The 17497-nt window shown below is 62.1% G+C and carries 15 protein-coding genes and 1 pseudogene; 9 read left to right on the plus strand and 7 right to left on the minus strand.

All coding sequences use genetic code 11. From position 1 onward, the window contains the following. The 5 genes and pseudogenes from HMPREF2682_RS09400 to HMPREF2682_RS06140 form a co-directional block, all read left to right on the plus strand. Window positions 1–181: pseudogene (locus HMPREF2682_RS09400) on the plus strand (peptide ABC transporter ATPase); the annotation flags it as partial. Window positions 182–486: 305 nt separating this feature from the next. Beyond that, entirely contained in the window at window positions 487–912 is a 426-nt protein-coding gene (locus HMPREF2682_RS09600; RefSeq protein ID WP_070832342.1) for a metal-sensitive transcriptional regulator, read from the plus strand. Between the two features lie 63 nt (window positions 913–975). After that, window positions 976–1191: a heavy-metal-associated domain-containing protein gene (locus tag HMPREF2682_RS06130; protein WP_049350206.1), complete on the plus strand. Its 216-nt coding sequence runs from the start codon at window positions 976–978 to the stop codon at window positions 1189–1191. A gap of 29 nt (window positions 1192–1220) precedes the next feature. Further along, window positions 1221–1607 (plus strand): hypothetical protein, encoded by a 387-nt coding sequence (locus tag HMPREF2682_RS06135; protein WP_049350207.1) that lies wholly within the window; start codon window positions 1221–1223, stop codon window positions 1605–1607. Window positions 1608–1889: 282 nt separating this feature from the next. Next, the gene (locus HMPREF2682_RS06140; RefSeq protein ID WP_256370767.1) at window positions 1890–4289 is read left to right on the plus strand and encodes a heavy metal translocating P-type ATPase; all 2400 of its coding nucleotides are present in this window, start codon (window positions 1890–1892) and stop codon (window positions 4287–4289) included. Between the two features lie 256 nt (window positions 4290–4545). Here the strand turns inward: HMPREF2682_RS06140 and HMPREF2682_RS06145 are convergent, their stop codons facing one another. From HMPREF2682_RS06145 to HMPREF2682_RS09290, 3 genes are all read right to left on the minus strand, one after another. Beyond that, window positions 4546–5202, minus strand: coding sequence for an NAD(P)H-dependent oxidoreductase (locus HMPREF2682_RS06145; protein ID WP_005507916.1), 657 nt, complete (start codon window positions 5200–5202; stop codon window positions 4546–4548). A 191-nt stretch (window positions 5203–5393) separates the two neighbouring features. Beyond that, complete coding sequence (locus HMPREF2682_RS06150; protein ID WP_083321766.1) at window positions 5394–6857, minus strand: MATE family efflux transporter; 1464 nt, start codon at window positions 6855–6857, stop codon at window positions 5394–5396. Between the two features lie 86 nt (window positions 6858–6943). Then, on the minus strand, window positions 6944–7336 hold the full coding sequence (locus HMPREF2682_RS09290) for an RNA-binding S4 domain-containing protein (RefSeq protein ID WP_083321767.1): 393 nt from the start codon (window positions 7334–7336) through the stop codon (window positions 6944–6946). 346 nt (window positions 7337–7682) lie between these two features. On the opposite strand from HMPREF2682_RS09290, the gene HMPREF2682_RS06160 reads away from it, so the two are divergent. Continuing rightward, window positions 7683–8510, plus strand: a complete 828-nt coding sequence (locus HMPREF2682_RS06160) for a UDP pyrophosphate synthase (protein WP_070832350.1) — start codon at window positions 7683–7685, stop codon at window positions 8508–8510. A gap of 137 nt (window positions 8511–8647) precedes the next feature. Here HMPREF2682_RS06160 and HMPREF2682_RS06165 read toward each other — a convergent pair whose 3' ends face one another. Further along, a complete protein-coding gene (locus tag HMPREF2682_RS06165; RefSeq protein ID WP_246827262.1) occupies window positions 8648–9865 on the minus strand; it encodes an ABC transporter permease in 1218 nt (405 codons plus the stop codon). A 159-nt stretch (window positions 9866–10024) separates the two neighbouring features. Here HMPREF2682_RS06165 and HMPREF2682_RS06170 point away from each other — a divergent pair, with 159 nt between their 5' ends. Both HMPREF2682_RS06170 and HMPREF2682_RS06175 read left to right on the plus strand, forming a co-directional pair. After that, window positions 10025–10648 (plus strand): TetR/AcrR family transcriptional regulator, encoded by a 624-nt coding sequence (locus HMPREF2682_RS06170; RefSeq protein WP_070832356.1) that lies wholly within the window; start codon window positions 10025–10027, stop codon window positions 10646–10648. Between the two features lie 114 nt (window positions 10649–10762). Continuing rightward, on the plus strand, window positions 10763–11884 hold the full coding sequence (locus HMPREF2682_RS06175; protein WP_070832359.1) for a sucrase ferredoxin: 1122 nt from the start codon (window positions 10763–10765) through the stop codon (window positions 11882–11884). Between the two features lie 87 nt (window positions 11885–11971). Here HMPREF2682_RS06175 and HMPREF2682_RS06180 read toward each other — a convergent pair whose 3' ends face one another. The 3 genes from HMPREF2682_RS06180 to HMPREF2682_RS06190 all read right to left on the minus strand — a co-directional run bounded on the left by HMPREF2682_RS06180 (window position 11972) and on the right by HMPREF2682_RS06190 (window position 16510). Further along, on the minus strand, window positions 11972–13651 hold the full coding sequence (locus tag HMPREF2682_RS06180) for an NAD-dependent succinate-semialdehyde dehydrogenase (RefSeq protein ID WP_070832362.1): 1680 nt from the start codon (window positions 13649–13651) through the stop codon (window positions 11972–11974). 350 nt (window positions 13652–14001) lie between these two features. Further along, a complete protein-coding gene (locus tag HMPREF2682_RS06185; RefSeq protein ID WP_070832365.1) occupies window positions 14002–15606 on the minus strand; it encodes a glycerophosphodiester phosphodiesterase in 1605 nt (534 codons plus the stop codon). Window positions 15607–15997: 391 nt separating this feature from the next. Further along, window positions 15998–16510, minus strand: a complete 513-nt coding sequence (locus HMPREF2682_RS06190) for a PTS sugar transporter subunit IIA (RefSeq protein WP_049357482.1) — start codon at window positions 16508–16510, stop codon at window positions 15998–16000. 337 nt (window positions 16511–16847) lie between these two features. Here HMPREF2682_RS06190 and HMPREF2682_RS06195 point away from each other — a divergent pair, with 337 nt between their 5' ends. Then, complete coding sequence (locus HMPREF2682_RS06195) at window positions 16848–17435, plus strand: arsenic metallochaperone ArsD family protein (RefSeq protein WP_070832368.1); 588 nt, start codon at window positions 16848–16850, stop codon at window positions 17433–17435. Window positions 17436–17497 lie beyond the last annotated feature (62 nt).

The raw sequence follows: 17497 nt of genomic DNA on the forward strand, positions 1-17497 counted from the left end.
TGACTGCAGCTACGACGACACTCGCTGGGGCTGCAAGAACGACCCAACGATGGGCAAGAAAGATAACCCGAACCCGCGCCTGCGTAAGGCCGATATTCGCACCGGTCAGCGTTGGCATCTGAACGACAATGGTGACGGGGATACGGAGTATTCGCTGCACCGCGACTGGCCCGACATGTAAATCAGCCCCGTGGGTCTTATGCTGAGAAGCCACATGTGTTTCGAAAAGCCACTTCTTTGGTGGCTTCTCGAAACACATGTGGCTTTTCGCCGTTCATAAGGGAGGACCGGGGGAACTTTCGATAGGTTAGTGTCTTCGCCGCGGGTCTTTAACCCGCGTTAAAGTCACTAACCTATCGAAAGGGCCGTAACCTATCGAAGAATCCCCCTATCGACAAGCCCCTCCCCGACTAGCCCGCATCCTCACCGCGTAACAACTCGTAACACCCCCTTGCAGTATACCCCCATAGGGTATATACTGGAGCCATGGAAACCACCAGCAACCAGTGCTGCCACAGCACATCCGCCCAGATCAGCACCGCATCCGACGCACCCGCCAAGGAACAGTCCGAGGCGCACACCGGCGCATGCTGCAGCGGCGAGACACCCGAAACCCAGCACGGTTACGCCTCCAATAAAGAGGCGCACCTCAAGCGCCTGCGCCGCATCGAAGGGCAGGTCCGCGGCATCGCCCGCATGGTCGATGAAGACAAGTACTGCATCGACATCCTCACCCAGGTTGCCGCGGTCTCCAAGGCGCTCCACGCCGTCTCCCTGAACCTGCTCGAAGAGCACATCGGCCACTGCGTGACCGGCGCCGCCGTCGAATCCGAACGCACCGGCGACCCGACCATCGCAGAGGCCAAGGTCAAAGAGGCAACCGCCGCGATCTCCCGCCTCATGCGCAGCTAAACGCCCCGCTCCTAAACACCGGGCGGACCCAAGTTTTCAACCCATTACCGAAAGGAAATCATCATGAGCACCACCACCGTTAAGGCAACCGGCCTGACCTGCAACCACTGCGCTATGAGCGTCAGTGAAGAGGTCAGCGAAGTTCCCGGCGTGACCGGCGTGACCGTGGACGTCGTCAAGGACGGCGTCTCCACCTTGACCATCGAGCACGAGGGCACCCTCAACACCCAGGCTGTCGCGGACGCTATCGTGGAGGCTGGCTTCACCCCCGCCATCTAGCGCGGCAGCCGGCTCGATTAGGAGTCATCATGGCTTACCCTCCGCAGTACATTGCGATGGTTGTTGGCGCGGTTCGCACCCTTGTCGGCACCGAAAACATGCACCTGCGCGACGCGATCACTCGCGTGGCCAGGCAGATGAATCTGGATGCGGCGCTGGTCGATTCGTGGGTGAAGCAGAGCCCCGAATATACGGCACGTGAGGATGCGCCCGGCGCCGCGCGACGTAGCGGCACGAGCGCGAATAAGCGTTCCGCCGAGCACGAGCAGGGCGTGAAGGCGCGTGAGAAGGCGAACGTTTCGCCGTTCCCGCGGGCTGCCGTGAAGCGTGCCTACGGTGTGTCTGATCGTGGCGCGAAGGTGACCGGTATTCGTCCGCATACGAGCAGGCCGGATGGTCTGCCCGGCGACCACTGAGCCGCCACAGCCTTACTCCCACCGTAGCTTTCGCCCTCGCGCGCGTTCGATGCCGCGTCCCGATACTGCACCATACACCGTCCGGGGCGGGGTCCTTCGGGGCCCCTCCCCCGGCTTGGTGTACCTTTTTTCTACCCTCCCGTTTTTGAGTTTTGAGGAAGTATTGTGTCTTCTACACAGCCTTCAACAAGCACCCGTGAGCCCTCATCACAGAGTGAGCGTTCTCTTTTTAATTCCACCGGAACGACCGTAAAATCAACGGAGTCAACCCGAATCATCCACGTGGATATTCAGGGTATGACCTGTGCATCCTGCGTGGGTCGTGTGGAGCGTAAGCTCCGCAAAATCCCCGGTGTTGACCCGGCAGTGAACCTGCCACTGGAGTCGGCGCGCGTCATCGTACCTGAGGGCGTGAGCGACGAGCAGATTGTTGAGACCATCAACAATGCCGGCTACACGGCGCACCTTAAGAACGGGCCGCGTGCGGGCGCTGGAACGAACACGAACGCATCCGGCGGCGGCAACCATCACAGCACTCCGAGCATGAATGGCGGCTTCACTGACCGCATTATTTATGCGGCGATTTTGGGTGTGCCGATTTTCTTGATTTCGATGTTCCCGTCGTTCCAGTTCCCGAATTGGGGTTGGGTTGTGGCGGTTCTGACGGCGCCGGTTGCGTTTTGGTGTGCTGCGCCGTTCCACCGAGCGGCGCTTATTAATGCGCGTCATGGCTCGTCCACGATGGATACGCTGGTGTCTCTCGGCGTGGTGTTGGCGTATTTCTATTCGCTGGCGCAGCTGCTCATGAACCCGGCGTTGACGGCGCATGTGCATCATGCGGGCGGTAGTTTCTGGTCGATGTTTACCGGCAACCATGCGCCGCTGTATTTTGATTCAGCGTCCATGGTGACGCTGTTTCTGCTGATTGGTCGCGCGATTGAGCACCGTACTCGCGATCGTTCTTCGGAGGCGCTGCGCACCCTGCTGAGTATGGGTGCGAAGGAGGCGACTCTGCTGCGCACCGATAAGCAGGGCGTGACGAAGCAGGTTCAGGTTCCGGTGGAGGACCTCATGCCGGATGACCTGTTCTTGGTGCGCCCGGGCGAGAAGATTGCCACGGACGGCGTGGTGGTTGAGGGTTCGTCCGCGGTGGATGCGTCCCTGTTGACGGGTGAATCTGTGCCGGTTGAGGTGCATCCGGGTGATGCGGTCACGGGTGCGACGGTGAATACGTCTGGTTCGTTGACGGTGCGTGCAACCCGCGTGGGCGCTGAGACGACTCTGGCGAAGATGGGTGAGCTGGTGGCGAGCGCGCAGGAGACGAAGGCTCCGATTGCTCGCCTGGCGGATCGTGTTTCTGCGGTGTTTGTGCCGGTGGTTTTGACGATTTCGGCGCTGACTCTGGTCGGTTGGTGGCTGATTTCCGGTGACGGTGCGACGGCGTTTAATGCGGCGGTGACGGTACTGGTGGTGGCCTGCCCGTGCGCCCTGGGTTTGGCGACCCCGACGGCACTGCTGGCGGGTACGGGGCGCGGCTGGCAGCTGGGCATTTTGATTCGTAATGCGCAGGTGTTGGAGGCGACGAGCACGGTTGATCGCGTGGTACTGGATAAGACCGGTACGGTGACGACTGGTGAGATGTCTGTGGCGTTCTACGGTACGTTTGGTGACTATGAGTCGGCGGGTGACTTGTCCGGTATTTCGCCGGAATCCACCGGTTCCAAGAATGAACGTTCCCTATCTGTTCTACGTGATGCTGCCGCCGTGGAGGCGCTGAGTGAGCACCCGATTGCCCGCGCGATTGCCGGTTTTGCCCGTGAGCAGGGCATGCTGGCGGAGGGCGCTTCGGCGCCGAGCGTGAGCGGCTTTGAGGGTGTTCCCGGAGGCGTGCGCGGCGTGCTGAGCGGCGCGGGTGAAGGCGCTGAGAGTGGTGCCGAGTATGGTACCTCCCAGCTGGTTGTTGTGGGTACTCCCGAGTACCTGCAGGCGGCGGGTGCGCAGCTGAGCGAGGCTCAGTTGGCTCTGCTGGATCAGGCTCGCCGGGCGGGCCTAACGACCGTGGTGGTTGCCCGCGGCGAGGCCCCTGATGAGGCCCCGAGCAGCACCTCCGCTCTGCAGCCGGTCGGCATGATTTCGGTTGCCGACACCCCCAAGCCGGAGGCGGCAGAAACCATGGCGCAGCTGCGTGAGCTCGGCCTGGAGCCGATCCTGCTCACCGGTGACGCCCCGCAGGTTGCGCAGGCGGTTGCCTCGCAGGTCGGTATTTCGGCTGAGAACGTGTACGCCGGCGTGACCCCCGAGGGTAAGTCGCAGGTGGTGCGCCAGCTGCAGGAGGCCGGTCACCGCGTGGCGATGGTCGGCGACGGCGTGAATGACGCCCCGGCGCTGGCTCTTGCTGAGCTGGGCATTGCGATGGGTTCGGGCACGGACGTTGCCGCGGAGGCCGCCGATATTGTGCTGACCCGTTCGGATGTTGCTTCGGTGGTGACGGCACTGCGTCTCTCCCGCGCTACGCTGCGCACCATTAAGTCGAACCTGTTCTGGGCGTTCGCCTACAATTCGGTGGCTGTTCCGGTTGCCGTGGCGGGCCTGCTGAACCCGATGATTGCGGGTGCGGCAATGGCGTTTAGTTCGGTGTTTGTGGTGCTGAATTCTATGCGTCTGACGGCGTTTAGGAAGTAGCGCTCTGCCGTTATACAGAATGAATCGCTGCGCGCGATTTCAAACGAAAATTTCAAAAGCATATCTCACCGTGCTTTTTGCACGGTAAAAGATATAAAGAAATGCACCGCCCGTGTAAAGGCGGTGCATTTCTTTATATTTAGTTTTCACGGGCGGCGGCTTGAACGTCTAACTTGAACACCTAGCTTGAGCATCCAGCACAAACATCTAGCGCAAACGCCCCACCCGATAGCCCGAGCTAACAGCCCGGCAGAACCTAGGCCCAGGTGACCAGGTCCTCGATGGAGCGGCGGCTCTTCGGTGCGATTTCGTGGGCACGGTAACCGAAGGTCACAGCCACGGACACACCGAACTCTTCCGGGTCGAACAGGCCAGCGGAGGCGAGCAACTCGTTCACTGCTTCGTAGTTCATACCCTCAATGGGGCAGGAGTCGATGCCGAGCATTGCGGCGCCGGTCATCATGTTGCCCAGGGCAATGTAGGTCTGCTTGGACGCCCAGTCGAAGAGCGCGCGGTCGCTTTCCAGGATCTTCATGTCGTTCTTCTGGAAGCTGCCGTAGCGCTCGAGTGCGGCCTCCATCTGCTCCTCGGTGAGGTTGCGGCCTTCGAGGGTGCGGCGCATCCACGGGGTGTCGTAGCGCAGGCCCTTCTTCGCCAGCAGTACGACCAGGTGGCTTGCGTCGTCGAGGGCGCCCGCCATGCCCCAGGCGATCGGCTTGAGCTTTTCGCGCAGTTCGGGGTCCTGGATGACCAGGAACTTCCACGGCTCGGTGCCGACGGAGCTGGGCGACAGGCGCGCAAATTCGAGGATTGCGGCGAAGTCTTCGTCGCTGACGCGGCGGTCGGGGTCGTAGGCGCGGGTTGCGCGGCGGCGGGCGAAAATTTCGAGGGCTTCTTCGCGGGTTACGGTCACGGTTTCATCCTTTGCATGAGGGTTTCAATATCCTGTCATGCTACACCTGCGGAGGGTGCGGGTGGCGGAAAATGTGGTCAGTTACGCCCGCAGGAAATACGCCCGCGAGCGCCGGGGTCGTATTGCCGGTGTCATGTTACCGGGTGTAAGAATCCGATGGGCTGGTACCCCGAGCACCCCCTATGATGCCCCTACTCGGCACCCGCCTTCATCCACACATCCGAGGAGGCGCGGCGACCAAAAATGACCGCGCGGATTCCCTGGAAGTACAGAATATACGCCGCCCACAAGCCGCAATACCCGGCGAGCGCATCCATGGTGCCGGCGCCAACAGCCCAGTGCAGGCCGAGCATGACCGGCACGTACATAACCAGCATGATGAAGCAGCCAATCGCCAGGTATTTCACGTCCTGCGCGCCCATGAGGATGCCGTCCAGGGTGAACACGTACGCGGCGATGGGCTGGCCGAGCGCAATGATGACGGTGGCGATGGTGAAGAGGAACGCCACCTGCGCGTCCTGCGTGAACATCCAGGAGCCGAAGAAGCCGATAAGCGGGCAAATCAGGCCGGTGATGACGCCGTAGATGAGGCTCATGCGGAGCAGCCGGTTTTTCAGCTGACGCACCTTCACGCGCTCGGATTCTACGTTAAGGTCGCGTTCGCCGAGTTCCTTGCCGAGTAGCGCCTGGGCGGCGATGGCAAGGGAGTCCAGGGCGTAGAGGAAGAGGTTAAATACGCCCATGCCGAGCTGGTAGGCGGCGGTGTGTTCGGTGCCGAATCGCGCCACGACGAACACGGTCAGCAGGGAGGCGATGCGCATGGACAGGGTGCGCAGCATGAGCCAGGAGCCGAGCGAGAGCACCGAGCGCATGCCGGTTACGTCGGGTGCCCAGCGGACGGCGTGTTCGCGGGTGCCGCGCATCATGACCGCCCCGAGGGCGGCAGCCATGCCCCACTGGGTGAGGGAGGTGCCGGTCGCCGAACCGGCAACGCCCCAGCCGACCGGGTAGATGAGCAGCCAGTTCAGCACAATGTTCACGAGCGTGCCGACCGTGGCGACTTTGAGCGGGGTGACGGTGTCTTGCAGTCCGCGGAGCGTGCCGACCTGCGCGAGGATAATCATCATCGGCGGGATGCCCCAGAGTGAGTGGTGCAGGTAGTCGAGGGCGTAGCTCATGGTTTCGTCGGTCGCGCCAAGGCCGCGCAGCAGCGGGTCTGCGAAGGCGTATCCGGCGATCATGAGGAGCATGCCGAGGCCGAAGGCGACCCACACGCCGTCCACGCCGATCTGCCAGGCGCGGCGCAGGTTCTTCTCGCCGAAGGCGCGCGCCACGGCGGGCGTGACGGAGTAGGCGAGGAAGTTCATGAGGCCCACGACCGTGGTGACGAGCGTGGCGGCAATGCTCATGCCCGCAAGTTCTGCCTTGCCGAGTTGGCCGATGAGGGCGGAGTCGGTGAGCACGAAGATGGGTTCGGCGATGAGCGCGCCGAAGGCGGGTACGGCGAGCGCGAGGATGCGCCGGTTCAGCGAAGGCTCGGCTGTGTTCACGGCGGCATTCGCGCTGGGGCTCGCGGCAGTATTCGCGGTATTCTTCGCGGGCGCGCCGGACGCAGTGCTACCGGGTTCAGTATTCTGATGCTTCTGTGTGCTCATTCCTCTAGGCTACTCCCCGCCGCCGCGGCGGGTGCCTGCGCGCGGGGCGGGGTGCACTCTGCGAGATGGGCGTGCGAGATGCGCGGTTAGGCGCCTCGGCCGCGCAGTTCGTCGAGGGCGCGGCGTTCCTTCTTGGTGGGGCGGCCGCTGCCTCGTTCGCGTTTGGCGACCGGAGGCATGGAGAGGTAGGCGGGGCGCGGGCCGGAGAGGTCCTCGTAGCAGGTGACGGCGATGGGTGCGCCTACGCGTTTGACGAGGAGTTCTTCGACTTTGAAGACGCGTTCCCAGCCGGGGTAGCGGACGCGCACCACGTCGCCTTTTTTGAGTTTTTGGGAGGGTTTGGCGGGGGCGTCGTTGACGCGCACGTGGCCGCCTTTACATTCGTCGGCGGCGAGGGAGCGGGTTTTAAAGATGCGCACCGACCAGAGCCAGAGGTCGAGCCTGGCGCTGGTTAGTGTGGTGGTGTCTTCTGCGGTCATGTGTTCATTGTGGCGCGAGGCGGGCGGGGCATCAAATCAGGTGCGTCCGCCTGCGATTCCTACCCCTCCGCCGTTTTCACAGTGATTCCGCCGTATTTTTGCCGTGGTTTCGGCGGGGTTCCATCATGGCTTCGCCGAACCGCTCCGCAACCGGCACCAAACCCGCCATGCGGCAGAAAATTTTCTATTGCACGCACCAGCCTGTTGAGCGCAAACCCGCATCCACTAGGGGTATTGTTAAGTCACCTTCTCAAGAAGTGTTCTCAAGGCCACTAGTTCACGTGGTCTACGGGGGGGGTTGTGGCCGCGACGCCACGGGCTCCCCGTAACAGATTGGATATACACCATGTCAGCTTTGAAAAAGCTTCTGGCGGCTGCCCTCATCAGCACTGTGCTGTCCTCTTGCTCTTTTGGTCCCACGTTGGAGAAGGATGAAAGCGCCCGAGCAATCTTCGACGTAGAAAATGACCAGGTGATCCTACCCCTGGACGCTTACAACACCGACGGCAAGGACGAATACTTCACCAAGGCCCTTGAGCTCGCCCGCAAAAAGTGCTTTGCCGAACACGGGCAGCACTACAAGATGTTTGTCCGCACCGAGGGGGCCGGCAGGAACTTCGGCAGGACCTACGGAATCTGGAACGTTGAGTACGCCCAAAAGTACGGCCTCCACAAGAGCGACGACTCGAATACGCTGGATCTGTCCTCCCCTGCAGCCTCCTCCGACCCCGGGAAGGATGTCAGCACCGAATGCTATCAGCGCGCCCACAATGAGATGAAGCAAATTGGAGAGTCACCATTCGGCTCCGCCACGTATAGGCGTGTGGAGACCGATGCTCGAAACGCCGCTGGGGATCAACAGCTCAAAAAATCCCTCGACGACGAGTGGAAGCGATGCGTCAAGGACAAGGGCCTCACCCCCGATAGTGAGATGACCGTCAAGGAAGAAAAGAACATTCCTCATAGCACCACCCCCTCAGAAGAGGAAATTCGAATCGCCACCATCCAGGCGCAGTGCAATCAGGATGTAGGCCGTTCGCAGAAGCTCTACGACCTAGAGGCGCAGTACCAGAAGCCGCTCGTCGCCAAGAACCAGGCAGCCCTGGAGAATGAACTCAAAGAATTCAAACGCCGGGACGAGCAGTTCAAACAGTACGTCCTCGACAACCAGTAACAGCGAATAACAGCCGGTAATAGTCGGTGTGCCGAAAGGGTGTGCGCCGTGTTCACTGAACACGGCACACACCCTTCTTGCGTTGCACCGGCTATGTTTTACCGGCTACATTGCGCCGGTTATCCAACCCGAGGCGGTTATGCCTTCACCGTTGCGGTGCGGCGCTCCTTGAGAGCCCAGCCAATCACGCCGGTCAGCAGACCGAACGCAATCCAGGAGCCGAGCACCAGCCACTGGTCGCTCGTTGTAGCCTCCGGGAAGTACGCAATCGAACGTAGCAGAGTCGATGAGGCACCCGGCACCATCATCTGACCAATCTGCCCCCACGCACCGGGCAGGAACACGCTCGGCATGCTGGCACCCGAAATCGGGTTACCAATGAACATGGTGATGACCGCGCCTACAGCGAGACCAATCAGCGGCGAAGACAGTGCACCCACACCCACAATGAAGAAGGCGGTCGCCAGGTAGGTAGCGCCGAACGCAGCCCACAGGGTTGCGAAGTCGCCGGGGATGATGCCGAACCAGACGTTCAGAATCAGGGCGGTCAGTGCACCACCGATGACGGAGTACAGGGTTGCGGTGGCGAAGCGGCGCCAGGTGCCGTTCACGCGCAGTACGGAGAAGGAACCGCCGAGAATACCGCCAATGACCAGCGGAAATGCGGAGATAGCGATACCGGAACCGGAGGTGTCGCTATCGCTCAGAGGCACCACCGCGGTGGTCTTCACGGTCATCGCGGAGGCCTGCTCGGCCTGCGCCTTCATCTGCTCCAGCTGGGCGGCAGCCTGCGCACCCTGCTCGCCGCCGGCCTGCACCGCCTGGGTGAGTGCCTCGGTCTTGGCGGTCAGCGCCTTCTGCTGAATCTGTGCGTTCAGCTGGGTGGCTACGCCGTTGAGCATCTGGGTTGCTGCGGCGTTTGCGGCGGGGGCGGTCAGCACCTCGGGTGCGGCGCCTTCGGTGAAGATGATTGCGCCGTAGGTTTCGCGCTGCTTGATCTGTTGCTCGGCCTCTTCGCGGGAGGATGCCTGCTTCAGCTCGAAGGTCTCGATGCCCTTGTCCTTGAGGGACTGTTCGAACTGGCTGACGGTCACTTCGGGGCCCGCGATGGAGACGGGCAGGTTCTTTGCCTCCATGGTCTTGGTGGGCCAGGTGAAGGCGAGAATAACAACCGCGACGATCAAGGATGCCAGCAGGGAGGTGCTGATGACCTTGATCCAGGAGGAACGGTCGGTGGTTTCTTGCGTGCTTGTTTCTGCAATGCTCTTTGCCGCGATCTTCTGGGATGCGGCAGCTTGGGTGGCTGCGGCGGTCACTGCTTCTGCGGTGACTGCGGTGGCAGTTTCGTTGTTCATGACAATCTCCAAACAAAATGCTTATTTCGTTTACGGTTTAGAACTCTACTCCTGGTTTTGCTCGCGCGCAAACAAAATAGCTATTTTGTTTGTAATGTCACAAAAAGAATTAGCATTGCGTTTATGCCTTCCGAGACCCAAACCCCCTAGACTGGAACCATGCCCCGACTAACAGACGCCACCAAAGCCGCCCGCCGAGCCCAAATCATCGAAGCCGCCATCGACTGCTTCCTCGACCACGGCTACACCAACACCTCCATGAGCGACATCATCAAAGCCTCCGGGCTGTCCTCCGGGTCCATCTACTCGCACTTCTCCGGCAAAGAAGACATCCTCATCAGCGCCATCAACGAGCGCCTCAACAACGTCAAGGAACTCTACGCCGCCCTCCCGGAAGGCGCAGGCCCCCAGGACATCCTCGAAACCATCTACACCAACCAGCTGGTCAACGAGAACTTCTCCGCCATGCTGCGCATCCGCCTCGAATCGCTCCACGCCCCCGAAGTCGCCAGGGCAACCACGGACATCATTCCCCTACTGCAGGGCATCATTACCCAGACCCTCACCCCCTGGGCGGTCGAACAGTTGAGCGTCCTGCACGAAATCGACCCCGACCCAGCGCAGCGCACCCCCGAGCAGGAAGCGCTCATCACCGACTACGCCCGCGACACCGCGGACGCCTTCATGATGGTCTTCCAGGGGTTTATGCTCCGCTCCTTCTTTGGCACCCCCGAGGAAAAGGAACACCTCTACCGCGTCGCTTTGGCGCTCCTTCCTGAGTAGTTGACCACCCGATAACCCCTAAAAATCACCCTCATAAGGTTGTCTTTTAGGTTTATAGGCGATTTTTGGGCACTTTAGTGCCCCCACAGTCTGCAGGCGTAGAATCGAGGAACCATGACTGAATCCTGCACCCCCGCAACCCCCGAGCCGCGCGCCACCAACCCCGCCGAGCTGAAGAACCTGCGTGCCGCGCACGCCGACGAACTCTCCTCACGCACCCGTGCCACCAAGATTCCCGAGGACTCCTGCTCCCTCTACGACGACGAGGCGCTCGGCGGCACCGCCGGACGCGCCACCGCCTGGCTGGCACTCGAACACGTGGGGCAGTGGGGCCGTGACGTACTGGATGGCTCCGCACTGGGTGAGGAGCTTTCGGCGGCACTGGGCGAGGCAGTCTCGCAGGCTGGCCTGAAGTTCCTGCTGATCCGCCAGCCGGGCAGGGAGGGCCGCGTGCTACACGGCGCACCGGATGCATCCGGCGCACCGACCCACCGGGTGCTCTACGCGCTCTGCGCTCCAGGTGAGGAGAAGCTCTACTCGTTCAGCGTGAGCACCCCCGAGCAGCTCCTTGAACTGCCCCTGGACAACCCGCAGGAGTTGATTCAGGCGACCGGCGCGGAGCTCATGGACTCCCCCGCCATTCTCGTGTGCACCCACTCCAAGCGTGACCGCTGCTGTGCCCTGCGCGGTCGCCCCATTGCGGCGCACCTGGCGGATGTTCTGCCCGCGAACACGGTTTGGGAGTGCTCGCATACAGGCGGCCACCGCTTCGCCCCGGTCGGCATTATGCTGCCCACCGGCTACACCTACGGTCGTCTCTCGGAGCCTTCGGCGCTGGCGGCGTACCTGTCGCTGGCGGGTCGTTCTATTCCGTCCCTGCACGGTCTGCGTGGTCGCAGTACGGATACCCCGGTGGAGCAGGCGGCGGAGGTCGCGGTTCGCCTTGAATTGGAGAAAAAGGGTGAAGAAGTAACCTCTGGAGGTTTGGTTTCACGTGAAACATCGGTACAGGAGGCACTGAGCGTACTCCGCGAGGCAGGCATCAACCCCTCGGTAGACACTTCCGAACTCTCTATCGAGAACCCCACCATGGAGGCGGCGCTCACCTCCCACACCGACGGACGCACCTGGGTCACCTTCTTCGAGCGGGTCACCCTTGAGCCGCGCCCCAACTCGTGCGGCAAGGGGCCCTCGGATGCTTTCAGCCGCGAGCTGCGCGCACTGCGTCAGCTCTAAAACCCGCGCATGACTTAGACAGCACGGAGCCCCGGCGGGCACCTTCTCAGGTACCCGCCGGGGCTCCGCCATAACTAGTATTTCAGCCTACCCGGCAAACGGGTTCGGCGCGCCGATGTACTGCAGCTCGGTGTACTCCTCCAGACCCTCGGGGCCACCCTCGCGACCCACACCGGACTGCTTCACGCCACCGAAGGGGGCCGCCGCATTCGAAATGACGCCGGAGTTGTAACCGATCAGACCGAACTCCAGGCCCGCCGCCATGCGCGTAAAGCGCAGGTGGTTGCTCGTGTACACGTACGCCGCCAGGCCGTACTCGGTGTCGTTGGCGAGCTTCAGGGCGGTGCGCTCACCCTCCTCACCGTAGCCGCTGAACGTGGCAATCGGGGCGACGGGGCCGAAGATTTCTTCACGCCACACGCGCATCGAATCGGTCACGCCGGTCACCACGGTGGGGCGAATGAAGTTGCCCTTGTTGAGGTTCTTGGGCATGCCGCCGGTATCGCTCGGAACGTTCTCCTCAAGCTCGGGAATGTAACCGCCGCAGGCGAGGAGCGCACCCTTGCCCAGGGCGTCTTCCACCATAAAAAGCATGGATTCAACCGCTGAAGGTTGAATTAGCGGTCCGCAATCGGTTCCGTCGACCGTTCCGTCACCCACGACGGTCGCCTCCATGCGTTCCACGAAGGCGCGCGTGAACTCTTCGGCAACGTCCTCGTGCACGATGAATCGGTTGGCGGCAGTGCACGCCTCGCCCATGTTCCTCATCTTCGCCGCGTAGGCACCCTCCACGGCGGCGGGGATGTCCGCATCCTCAAAGACGATGAACGGTGCGTTGCCGCCCAGTTCCATGGAGGTGCGCAGAACGTTCTGCGAGGCCTGTGCGAGCAGGGTGCGGCCCACGGCGGTAGAGCCGGTGAACGAGACCTTCCGCAGGCGCTCATCGGCCATCAGGGCGGAGACAACCTCGCTGGTGCGGGAGGTGGTCACCACGTTCAGCACGCCGTCCGGCAGGCCCGCCTCGCGCATCAGGTCCGCGAAGTACAGGGAGCTGAGCGGGGTCAGAGAGGCGGGCTTGAGCACCACGGTGCAGCCCGCCGCGAGCGCCGGGGCGACCTTGCGTGCCGCCATGGCGAGCGGGAAGTTCCAGGGGGTGATGAGCAGGCAGGGGCCCACGGGGCGGCGCACGGTGGTGATCTGCAGGCCGGATTCGGGGGCGACGGCGGTGCGACCGAAGCTGCGGGCGGCTTCTTCGGCGTACCAGCGCAGGTAGTTCGCGGCGTAGGCGACTTCGCCGCGGGACTGGTCGAGGGGCTTGCCCATTTCGAGGGTCATGAGCCGGGCGATGACTTCGGTGCGCTGCGTCATGAGCGTGTAGGCGCGGTTGAGGATGTCGGCGCGTTCGCGGACGCTGGTTGCCGCCCATGAGGTGCGGGCGTCGCAGGCGGCGTCGAGTGCTTCGATGCCCTGTTCGACGCTGGCGTCGGCGACGTGCGCGAGGATTTGGCCACAGGAGGGGTTGTGTACGGGGAAGGAGCCGTTGTCGCCGGTGACCCAGCTGCCGCCGAGGAGCAGGTCGGTGGGCACGTAAAAGAAGGGGTAGGAGGGCCGCTCGTAGGGGTCGATGGGTTCGCGTTGCGGCATGTTGATGCTTTGCATGTGCGGTTCGGTGCGGCCGCGCAGCTGGGCGGACTTCGCAGCGGACTTTTCGGAAGTAGCGCTCTCTGGTGCCGTGTTTGCGGCGGAGCTTTCGGGTGAGGTGGTCATGGCGTGCCTTTCGGGTTGGGGCGGCCGGTGCGGTCGACTCTGACGCTTTTAATTCTAGTCCCCGTCCTCTCCCCTGCCCCGCACGCCTACACGTCCTCGCTCGCTCTCTCCCCGCCTTGGAAAGACCGCAGGCACGCCGAAGGGGGCCGCATCCATTACAGATGCGACCCCCTTCGGACCGGATTCTCGCTCGGTGCGTTGCTCAGCGCGCGAGCATCCTAGCTGGGGATTATGGAAGGCGTTGCCCGGAAGGGATGCTCGGTGCTACATCCGCTCTGCCCGGTACCCGCACCTTCACCGCTGAGCGGCGGTGAGGCGGGCACCTAGGTGGGTTAGGCCCACCGGTTCTCTCAAATCCAGGACTGACGCGCCTCGATTCGGGTCAGCTCCAGGGGACCGCCATCGTTGGTGCCGTGGAAGCGGCCGAAGTGTACGTACGGGCCGCGGTAGGCGCTGTGGTTGATGGGGCTGGAGTACTGGCCGTTGACGGTGTAGTAGAAGCTGTTCTTGTTCACCACAATCTTGCAGTTCAGTGCCTGGCCGGTGGTGACCTTCTGGCGCAGCTTCATGGTGTGCAGTACGCGCGGGCTGGTCTGGTTGGGTTCGAAGCAGAGGATCTGCGCTACGGAGCTGCCGCGGTAGTTGGGGCGGATGGCGAGCACGTAGGTGCCGTCTTCCTGGTTTGCGGCGAACTTCTTGCCGATGCCGAAGGGGCCGTCGTGTTCGCGACCGAAAGCGACGTAGCCGTAGTGGCCGTCCTGCTGCGGCAGTGCACCGGTCCACTTCATGGAGAAGTCGAGGGTGTACTTTTCGCGGGTGGTGTAGTTCGCCAGCGGGCCGAGCAGTACGGATTCGTCGTAGCGCTGGTTGTGCACGATGGCTACGCCGGTCAGGTCGGGCATGTCCGCTGCGACGGAGGGGTCGGCGGGCAGCATGCCGTGGGGACGCTTGCCGGTCTTGATCTTGACGCTGGAGTCGAAGGGGTCACCGATTACCCAGTAGGGGTCGGGGCACATGAAGCCCTTCACGCCCAGTGCCTTGTACTTTTCGTAGGCGGAGCGGCGGTGGATTTCCCAGACGATGACTGCCTTGCCGAGGCCGGTGAGGGCGCGTACGTTCTCCTCGCTCATGGAGCCCTGGGAAGCGCCGGTCGGCTTCTCGTAGTAGGGTACGCCGATGGCGTCCACGTTTTCGTGGCGTGCCATGGCGGAAATCTTATCGATGGGGTCGCCGCCGTCGAAGTAGCACCAGGTGGCGCAGCCTGCGGAGTTGGCAAGCTTCAGGTAGCGGGAGGTGGGTTTGAAGCCACCGCTGCCGTCGCGGTACATCTTGATGACGGTGCGGCGCTGCAGGCCGCGTTCGGTGATGAACTTGACGAGGCCTGCCTGTGCGGGGCCGTCCTTCGCTTCGAGGAACAGTACGACCTTCTTGCCGCCGACGGAGGCGTACTCGCCGCCTGCGGGTACGGCGTCAACCGCGGCGATGGCCTCTTCGAGGGTGGGGATGTTGTACAGGTCGGTCTTTTCGCCCAGGTTCTTGCGCATGTTGACCTTGTGCTGGCGCAGTTCGGCGAGGGTGTGGCCACGCACGTCCATGGACGCACCGGTGGTGCGCTTGATGTTGGTGTCGTGCATGCAGACGAACTGGCCGTCGCTGGTGGTGCGTACGGAAATTTCGACGGCGAGGGCGCCGCGGCGTACGGACTCTGCGTAAGCGTAGGCGGTGTGCTCGGGGCTGATGTTGCCGGCACCGCGGTGGGCGATGAAGAATTCATCGGTCTTGTAGAGCAGCTGATGTGCGGGGGAGCCGCTGTGTACTGCCGCGAGCTGTGCGCGGGTGCTGGCTGCGGCGTGGGCTTCGCCTGCCTGGAGCATGAGGGCGGCGGGTGCCAGTGCGGAGGCACCGATGAAGCCGCGGCGGCTCAGATTCTTAGAGGTCTTCGGGAATGCAGTCACCGTAGTGGTCCTTTTTCTTTTATGAGTTGAGCGTAATGTGTGTGGTTGTTCATTGAAGTTTTGGTTTATAGCTGAGGGTCCGGATTCTCTCAACTCAAACTACAACTCTATGTAGGATAACGATTTTTTATCGGTGATTCACTGCGTTTACAGGAAAATAGGGTATTATGTGCGCCTCATTCTTACCCGCTGTGTAATGCGGGTGAATGTGTTCCTCCTTTTCCGCCGCTTTTAATAGCGGCATTTCATGCGGCGTTAAAAAATTTCTCGTGTAACGAAAAAAGCCGCGCCCACAGCCCGATTGAGCCTGCAGGACGCGACCTTTTGCGTTGAAACATTTTTCGCGGGTTTTTCACCGCTGTTGAAGCTGAGCTATTTTCGCTGGTTCAGCTTACTTCTTGGATGCCTGAGCGACGCGGTCACCGGCTGCGACGGGGCGGCGTGCCTCAGAGTCCTTGGAGATGTTGAACTTTGCGGTGTTGGTGATCATCACCATGGTTTCCTTGGAGGGGATGCGACCCTCGATAGCTGCCCAGTCGACCTCGATGATGGGTGCGCCTGCCTCAACCTTGTCGCCTACGTTAGCGATCTTGGTGAAGCCTTCGCCGCCGAGCTCAACGGTGTCGATACCGATGTGGACCAGTACCTCGCCACCGTTTTCGGTGCGGAGCATGAATGCGTGCAGGGTGTCCTGAATCAGTGCAATGGTGCCTGCAACGGGTGCGACGATGGTGCCTGCGGTGGGGTTCACTGCGTAGCCGTCACCCATAACGCCCTGAGAGAAAACGGGGTCGGAGACTTCGCTCAGCGGCAGGTACTCGCCGGTAACAGGTGCGACGTAGACGTCTGCGGACGATGCTTCCTGTGCGGCAGCTTCCTTCTTCTTCTTGCCGAAACCGAACATATATGCTCCTTCTGGTCGTGTGGCGCTATGAATAGCGTGTATTTGTAGCGCTGATGCGTCCGCGTCGGATGCGGGCGTCGTTGCCTTCTTGGTTTCACACCGGGCGGCGCCTGCCTAAACGCAGGGTTCGCACACTCCGGTGCATATGCACTCAGAATACAACACCGAACCCCCTAGCTCACGAGCTGAGAGTCATTCGACTCGAATTCTGCAAATATTCCGCAAATCTGGAACTTCACATCACACTTCTGCACTCTTGAGGTCCCGAGTACACTTAGTGGAGGACTGGCACCTCTCCCCCGAGCCGGTGCCGATAAGAGAGAAAAGGTTGAAACTGATGACTGAAGCGGCTGAGACCGTTCTTGAAGTATTTATTCCGGGCCCCGGCGAGAACCCGGAGGACCCGCAGGATATGGAGCGCTCCATCTTCCTGGGTGCCGCGCAGGAGGCACTGGATTCGGGTGTTGAGATTGAGGTGTACTCCACCGACTCCTACCCGTCCGCGTTTGAAGAGTGCGCACCGGTTGCCGAGCAGATTGAGATGAACGGCCGCGAGGTTCTGCCGCTCATGCTGGTTAACGGTGAGGTGAAGGTGTCCTTCGCGTACCCGACCGCCGAGCAGATTAAGCGTTTTGCGCGCGCGCACCTGGCTGCCCAGCCGAAGGCGAACGCGGCAGCGGCTGCGTGCGGCCCCTCCGGTTCCCCGGCGGCGTCGATGATCCCGAACCTGAGCCCCCTGGCGGAGCCCGCAGGTTTCGCGGCAACCCTGGCGGGCAAGGCACCCCAGCCGGTCGGCGGCCCCGAAATTGGTAACCGCGTGAACCTCATGGGCGGCGACACCGGCGACGGTATTCCCACCTCCGGTTCGGTGGCTGTGAAGTCCGGCGGCTGCGGATGCGGTGGTTGCGGCTGCGGCGGCAAGTAAACCGCCCCTGCCGGCAATGAGCGCCCGGCTCACCCGGTTCTAGCTACATACACAAAGAGCGG

The sequence above is a fragment of the Rothia sp. HMSC061D12 genome (assembly GCF_001836735.1).
Taxonomy (GTDB): Bacteria; Actinomycetota; Actinomycetes; order Actinomycetales; family Micrococcaceae; genus Rothia.